General features: G+C 30.6%; 5 protein-coding genes. 3 read left to right on the top strand and 2 right to left on the bottom strand.

The features are described from left to right. Window positions 1–138: 138 nt before the first annotated feature. Together ABY298_RS13825 and argH are read left to right on the top strand one after the other, a co-directional pair. Window positions 139–1197, top strand: coding sequence for a M20 family metallo-hydrolase (locus ABY298_RS13825; RefSeq protein ID WP_372746649.1), 1059 nt, complete (start codon window positions 139–141; stop codon window positions 1195–1197). 69 nt (window positions 1198–1266) lie between these two features. Further along, on the top strand, window positions 1267–2544 hold the full coding sequence (gene argH, locus ABY298_RS13830) for an argininosuccinate lyase (RefSeq protein WP_372746650.1): 1278 nt from the start codon (window positions 1267–1269) through the stop codon (window positions 2542–2544). A 78-nt stretch (window positions 2545–2622) separates the two neighbouring features. Here argH and ABY298_RS13835 read toward each other — a convergent pair whose 3' ends face one another. Further along, window positions 2623–4002 carry an MFS transporter gene (locus ABY298_RS13835; RefSeq protein WP_372746651.1) on the bottom strand — a complete coding sequence of 460 codons (1380 nt, stop codon included), beginning with the start codon at window positions 4000–4002 and terminating at the stop codon, window positions 2623–2625. 253 nt (window positions 4003–4255) lie between these two features. Here ABY298_RS13835 and ABY298_RS13840 point away from each other — a divergent pair, with 253 nt between their 5' ends. Beyond that, a complete protein-coding gene (locus ABY298_RS13840; RefSeq protein WP_372746652.1) occupies window positions 4256–5809 on the top strand; it encodes a PQQ-binding-like beta-propeller repeat protein in 1554 nt (517 codons plus the stop codon). A gap of 100 nt (window positions 5810–5909) precedes the next feature. Here ABY298_RS13840 and ABY298_RS13845 read toward each other — a convergent pair. After that, window positions 5910–6962: lysine--tRNA ligase (locus ABY298_RS13845; RefSeq protein ID WP_372746653.1), on the bottom strand; the 1053-nt coding region annotated here is incomplete at its 5' end.

Below are 6962 nucleotides of genomic sequence, written 5' to 3' on the forward strand. Positions count from 1 at the left end.
AATAATAGCAGATGGAATGCTTCCAAAAATACATAATTGCTTTAATGCATTGGAAAAAGGTGTAGGAAAAGTAAAAATAGGAGATGCTTCGTTAGTGCAAAGTCAAAATAAATTATATACAACATTAAGCTTAAAATAATGATTGAAAGTTTAACACAAGAAGCCATTGAGTTATTAAAAAATTTAATTTCAAAGCAGTCTTTTTCTGGTGAAGAAGATGAAACAGCTTTGCTAATAATGCAATGGTTTTCAGATCATACTATTCAATTTGAAAGAGTTAAAAATAATGTTTGGGCAAAAAACAAACATTTTAATCCTTCTAAAAAAACAATTTTATTAAATTCTCATCATGATACGGTAAAACCAAACAAAGGTTATACGCGTAATCCGTTAAGTCCAGCTATTGAAGATGGAAAATTATATGGGTTGGGAAGTAACGATGCTGGTGGATGTTTAGTTTCATTATTGGCAACATTTACCTATTTTTATGAAAGGGAAGATTTACACTATAACTTTGTTATAGTAGCATCTGCAGAAGAAGAAAATTCTGGGCCAAACGGATTAAATTCAATGTTAAAAATTATTCCAGAAATAGATTTTGCCATTGTTGGTGAACCAACTTTAATGCAGTTAGCCATAGCCGAAAAAGGCTTAATGGTGTTAAATTGCGAAGCAAAAGGAACTCCAGGTCACGCTGCGCACGGCACAGGAGATAATGCCATTTATAATGCTATTGAAGATATTAATTGGTTTCAGAATTTTGAATTTCCAAAAGTGTCGGAAACCTTGGGAAAAGTAAAAATGACAGTGACACAAATTGAAGCAGGAAACCAGCATAATGTAATTCCATCTCACTGTAAATATGTGGTAGATGTGCGTGTTACAGATGCGTATTCTAACCAAGAAGTGTTTGAAATTATTGATGCAAATGTAAAATCTGAAGTTTGCCCAAGATCGTTACGCTTAAATTCATCTTCCATACCAAAAGAACATCCAATTGTGCAAGCAGGAATTAAATTGGGACGCGAAACATATGGTTCTCCAACACTTTCTGATCAGGCAGTTTTAAGTTGTCCTTCATTAAAATTGGGACCAGGACAAAGTTTACGTTCACATACTGCTGATGAATTTATTTACATAAACGAAATTGAAGAAGGAATAGATTTATATATAAAATTATTAGAGGAAATTATTTAAAAATGTTGAATAGTTTATGAGTTTAAAAAGTTAAACCTTTAAACTATTCAACAATTAAACATTTACATTATGAAACTTTGGGATAAAGGATTTTCAACCGATAAAAAAATAGACTTATTTACTGTTGGAAACGATAGAGAGTTAGATTTAATTTTAGCAAAATACGATGTTATTGGAAATTTAGCACATGCTAAAATGTTGCATAAAATAGGTTTGTTAACTGCAGATGAAATTAAGTTGTTAGAAGTGGAGTTAAAAGCCATTTTAAAAACCATTGAAGCTGGTACATTTACTATTGAAGATTCTTTTGAAGATGTGCATTCTAAAGTAGAGTATTTATTAACTGAAAAGTTAGGCGATACTGGTAAAAAAATTCATACAGCGCGTTCTAGAAACGATCAGGTTTTAGTAGATGTTCATTTGTATTTAAAAGATGCTTTGGTAGAAATTAATGCAGAAGTTGATGAGTTATTCGACTTGTTAATATCATTGGCAGAACAATATAAAAATGTATTATTACCAGGTTATACGCATTTGCAAGTAGCAATGCCATCATCATTCGGAATGTGGTTTTCAGCCTATGCAGAAACCTTGATAGATGATATTTACTTTTTAAAAGCAGCCTACAAAGTTGCAGATCAAAATCCGTTAGGTTCTGCAGCTGGTTACGGAAGTTCTTTTCCAATTGATAGAGATGAAACTACCAAATTATTAGATTTTGATACGTTGAAATATAACTCGGTAGCTGCTCAAATGGGACGTGGAAAATTAGAAAAATCAGTTTCTTTTGCTATTAGCTCTGTGGCAAGTACCTTAGCTAAAATGAGTATGGATATTTGTTTGTATATGAGTCAGAATTTTAATTTTATCTCTTTTCCAGATGAATTAACTACTGGTTCTAGTATTATGCCTCATAAAAAAAATCCAGATGTTTTTGAGTTGATTCGTGGGAAATGCAACAAATTACAAGCTTTACCTTATGAGTTTACCTTAATAACAAATAATTTACCAAGCGGTTATCACAGAGATTTACAATTGTTAAAAGAAGGTTTAATACCATCGTTTTCTACGTTAAAAGCATGTTTAGAAATGTTAACCTATTCGTTAAAAAATATTCAAGTAAGAACAAATATAGTAGAGGAAGAAAAATACTTGTATTTGTTTAGTGTAGAAGAGGTAAATAAATTAGTTCAAAACGGAACACCGTTTAGAGACGCTTATAAACAAGTTGGAAAAGATATTAATGAAGGTACTTTTAATCCAGATAAAACAGTAAATCACACACACAAAGGAAGTGTTGGGAATTTATGTTTAGATGAAATTGTAGCTAAGAAAAAAAGAGCTTAAAAAAAAATAGACATATAAAAAACGCCCTTTTGAATTCATTTCAAAAGGGCGTTTTTGTAGTTATATGTTTAGCTAAATTTAACTTTTAGCATCCATTTTTGCAATAACTTTTCCGTAGATAATTAATGAAATTGCCGATACCAATGCAATTGCAGCAAAATAATACCAAATATAATGCGCGTTAACAGATGCTGCTTCCCAAGCTTCTCTAGTTTCAAATAACGTTGGTTCAGGGCAATATTTAGTTAGTAAATAACCTGATAATCCAAAACCTAAAACAGAAGAAATAAAGGAGTGTAAATGGCTAAATCCTAAATACATTCCTTCTTCACCTTTTGGGGCTTGTAGAGAGAAAAATTGTAAAAAACGTGGAGAAATAAACGATTCAGCTAAACCTTGTAAAACAATTCCTATAATCATCATTAAAGCAATTGGGTGTAAGCTAATAATAATTAAATCAATTTCTTCATGTCCAAACCAATTTCCAGAAGCCATTGCAATAGCAGATAAAGGCATAATAAACATACCAACAGTCATAGAAAATAGCGGCGTTCTACTAGCCATTATTTTGGTTATAAAAGCAACGGTTAAAACAACAGTAAGCGGATTTACGTTGGCATACCAAGAAGGTGAAGCATCTTCACCAGCCATTCTTAAAACATATTTTGGCATTGTAGCGTACAATTGATGTTGTACCATCCAAAAACCAGTAATAATTAATATAAGTGTAATTAAGCGTCCGTTAGTACAAACTTTAACTAATCCATCCCAAATTTCACCAAAAGTTTTTCCCTGACCGGACTGTTTAGTGCTTTTATAAAAAGCAACAATCATTATTAAACCTAAAAGCGTCATTCCAGCAGAAAAATAGTTGATATATGCATATCCTAATTCTCCCATTGAGTCTCTTAATGGTTTTACAATTGTTTTTCCAGAAAATGCTCCAATGTTCACCATCATATAAAAAATAGAAAAACCTTGTGCTCTGTTGGCTTCTGTTGTTTCTTTAGCTACTGTTCCAGTAATTACAGATTTAATAAAAGAGCCACCAATCATTAGTAATAACATAATTGGTACAATTGCCCATCTTTCAGCAGAATCTACAATTCCGGTATATGTAATAGTATCATTAGAATAGTTTACCAAGCCAATAGATTCTAATATGGATGGTAGTACTGCAAGTCCAAAATAACCTAAGGTAAGTAATGAAAACGCAATAATTAAAGAGTATTTAAATCCAATTTTATCGGCTAAAGCACCTGCAAAGGTTGGCAATAAATACAAACCTCCTGAAAATATACCAGAAATTAATCCAGCTTCCATATCAGTAAAACCTAATATTCTAGATAAATAAAGTGTAATAACAATAAATACACCGTAATAAGCAGCTCTTTCTAGCAATTCCACTGTATTTGCAGTCCAGAATGCTCTTGAAAATCCTTTTAATTTTTGAAACATATGTATATTCTTAATTTTAAGTTTTCGAAGATAGGAATTTTAACTGATTTGATTTAGAATTTATTTAACACCTTTTAATACTATATAGCTTAAGTGTTTTTTAAAAGTTGATGTAAATCATTTTTAGAGCTGAGGTGTATCATTTGTTATTAAATTGGTATAAAATACCTTTTATGAGCGTTAGTGTAGTTTAATGGTTTATAACTTTAAACCATTGAAAAGTAGTGGTATATAGACAAAAAAACGAATTATTATGAAAACTAAAATACTAGTGTTGGTTTTGCTTTTTTTAGCAATTCCTGTATGGTCGCAAGCTTCTAAAATACAGGTTGATTTTAGTAATGAGCAAATTGGAGAAAATTTTTTAAATGGGAAAAAAATAATGGCATCAGCGTATGTTTTTCCTAAAAGGATTCATGAAATTTATGTTGATACTTTTCCTGGGTATGTTTCTTTACAATTGAGAAAATTAAGTAAAAATGGTAAAATTTTAAATGTAAAAGGTGAATTTGTTGTTTTTGATTTTGAAAATAGAATAGTGAAATGGTCGCAAAAAATTGATTATTCTAGAGGAAATATTAATCAATACAACCGATTAATTATGGAAGACAAAGGGAATAATTTAATAAGCTTAAGTATTGAGAATGGAGAGGAATTATGGACAGTTAAAAATGATTTTTATTATGTAAATACGGCTAAAGATATTGCCATTGGATATAAAAATAAAGGGTTGGCTGGAAATATTCATACCCTGGAAGCAATTGATTTAAAAACCGGAAATGCACTTTGGGAACGAGAATTAAAGCGAGATTATGGCTGGAATTCAAAAATAAGATTGAACGATTCCACACTTTTAATTGTTGCAGGAGGTTTACATTCTGTGAATTTATTTAATGGAAATGGTTGGGATTATGAAACTGTAACGGGTAAAAAAGATTATACAGAAACAATAGCAAAAAACGCTGCTGGTATTGCCTTAGGTATTTTAACAGGAACGTATGTAACATCTTCCGGACCTAGCGTTGTTAGAGAAGTTGTATCGAATGTTATTATAGATAGTGCTAATTTATACGTGGCTTCTAAAGAAAAAATTGCTCAAATAAATAAAAACGATGGACATGTAAATTGGTCTACAAATTTACCTGAAGATTTAATGAGTAAATCATCCATATTTTTAAAAGATAGTTTATTGTATGTTGTAAACTATGGGTATGCATATTGGGGAAATAAAAAGATTGATTTTGGACAACCATTTATACAATGTTTAAATGCGAATACAGGAAAGCAACTTTTTTTGAAAACAATTGCCGATAAAGAGAATCCAATTCTTGATTTCAGAAAAAAAGAGGATGCTTTAATGGCTATTTTTAAAGATAAGTTAGTGTGTTTTTCGTTAATTGATGGCTCAGAAATACAATCTAAATTAATTGATGTAGTTGAATTAGGAGAATTGAAATATTTTACTACCAACACTATTTTTGTGAAAGAGAACGAAACTGTTTTTAAAAATTTAGTAAGTAATGATAATACAACCTATTATATTCAATCCTCCAAAGAAAAAACACTTGTTTTTGGTAGTGATTTAACAAACAAAATGTACTATGAATTGAAAGATTTGTATTTTAAATACGGCAGTTATAAAAACTATACTTTTATAGGGAATGAAGAAGAAACTATACTGCTAAATAATGAAAACAGAAAAGTTGGAAGGTTAGATATATCTGTTAATTCTCTAATTTATAATGGAAAATTATTTAATTTTAATGATGAAAAGTTATTAGTAGTTGATATGGCAACTATTTTTTAATAAAAAAAAGCTATCTAAAAAGTTATTAAAATCGTTATACTGAAACAAGTTCAAGTTGACGAAATTTTGCACTTTTTAGATAGCCTTTTAGGTATATTTTCTAAACTAGTTCAACAAACAAACCAGCATCGGTATTGTTCACTTTTGCTACGTTGTGTTTTGTTAAACCTTTTAAGGTTTTATCCCATTTTTTATTGCTGAAACCACTTTGAGTTTTTAAATCATTCAATAAAATTTTCTCAGCTTTTTTAAGCATTTCAAACAATACTTTTTCATCATCATTTAATTCAACTGAAGGCGCTTTTTTCTCTGGTTTCATTTGAGGGAAAAATAAAACTTCTTGAATAGAAGCATTATTAGTCATAAACATTACCAAACGGTCAATTCCAATTCCAATTCCTGAAGTTGGAGGCATTCCGTATTCTAAAGCACGAATAAAATCTTGGTCTATAAACATAGCTTCGTCATCACCTTTTTCTGAAAGTGCCAATTGATCTTCAAAACGTGCACGTTGGTCAATAGGATCGTTTAACTCAGAATAAGCGTTTGCTAATTCTTTTCCGTTTACCATTAATTCAAAACGTTCTGTTAACGCAGGGTTTGTGCGGTGTTCTTTTGTTAACGGACTCATTTCTTTTGGATAATCGGTAATAAATGTTGGTTGAATGTAGTGGTGCTCACATTTTTCACCAAACAATTCATCAATTAATTTACCAACGCCCATTGTTTCATCAACTTCAATACCTACTTTTTTACAAACCTCTCTTAATTCAACCTCATTCATACCAGCAACATCAAAACCTGTATGGATTTTAATTGCTTCTAAAATAGGTACTCTTGGATACGGAGCTTTAAAACTTACTTTGTTTTTGCCAATCATTACTTCGGTTGTTCCGTTAGCATCCATAGATACTTTTTCTAACAATTCCTCTGTCATATTCATCATCCAATTGTAATCTTTGTAGGCAACATACAATTCCATAACCGTAAATTCCGGATTATGCGTTCTGTCCATACCTTCATTTCTAAAGTCTTTGGCAAATTCATACACAGCATCAAAACCACCAACAATTAAACGTTTTAAATATAATTCATTGGCAATACGTAAATACAACGGAATATCTAAAGCGTTATGATGTGTCATAAACGGACG

This window comes from Lutibacter sp., from assembly GCF_041596795.1.
GTDB lineage: Bacteria > Bacteroidota > Bacteroidia > Flavobacteriales > Flavobacteriaceae > Lutibacter.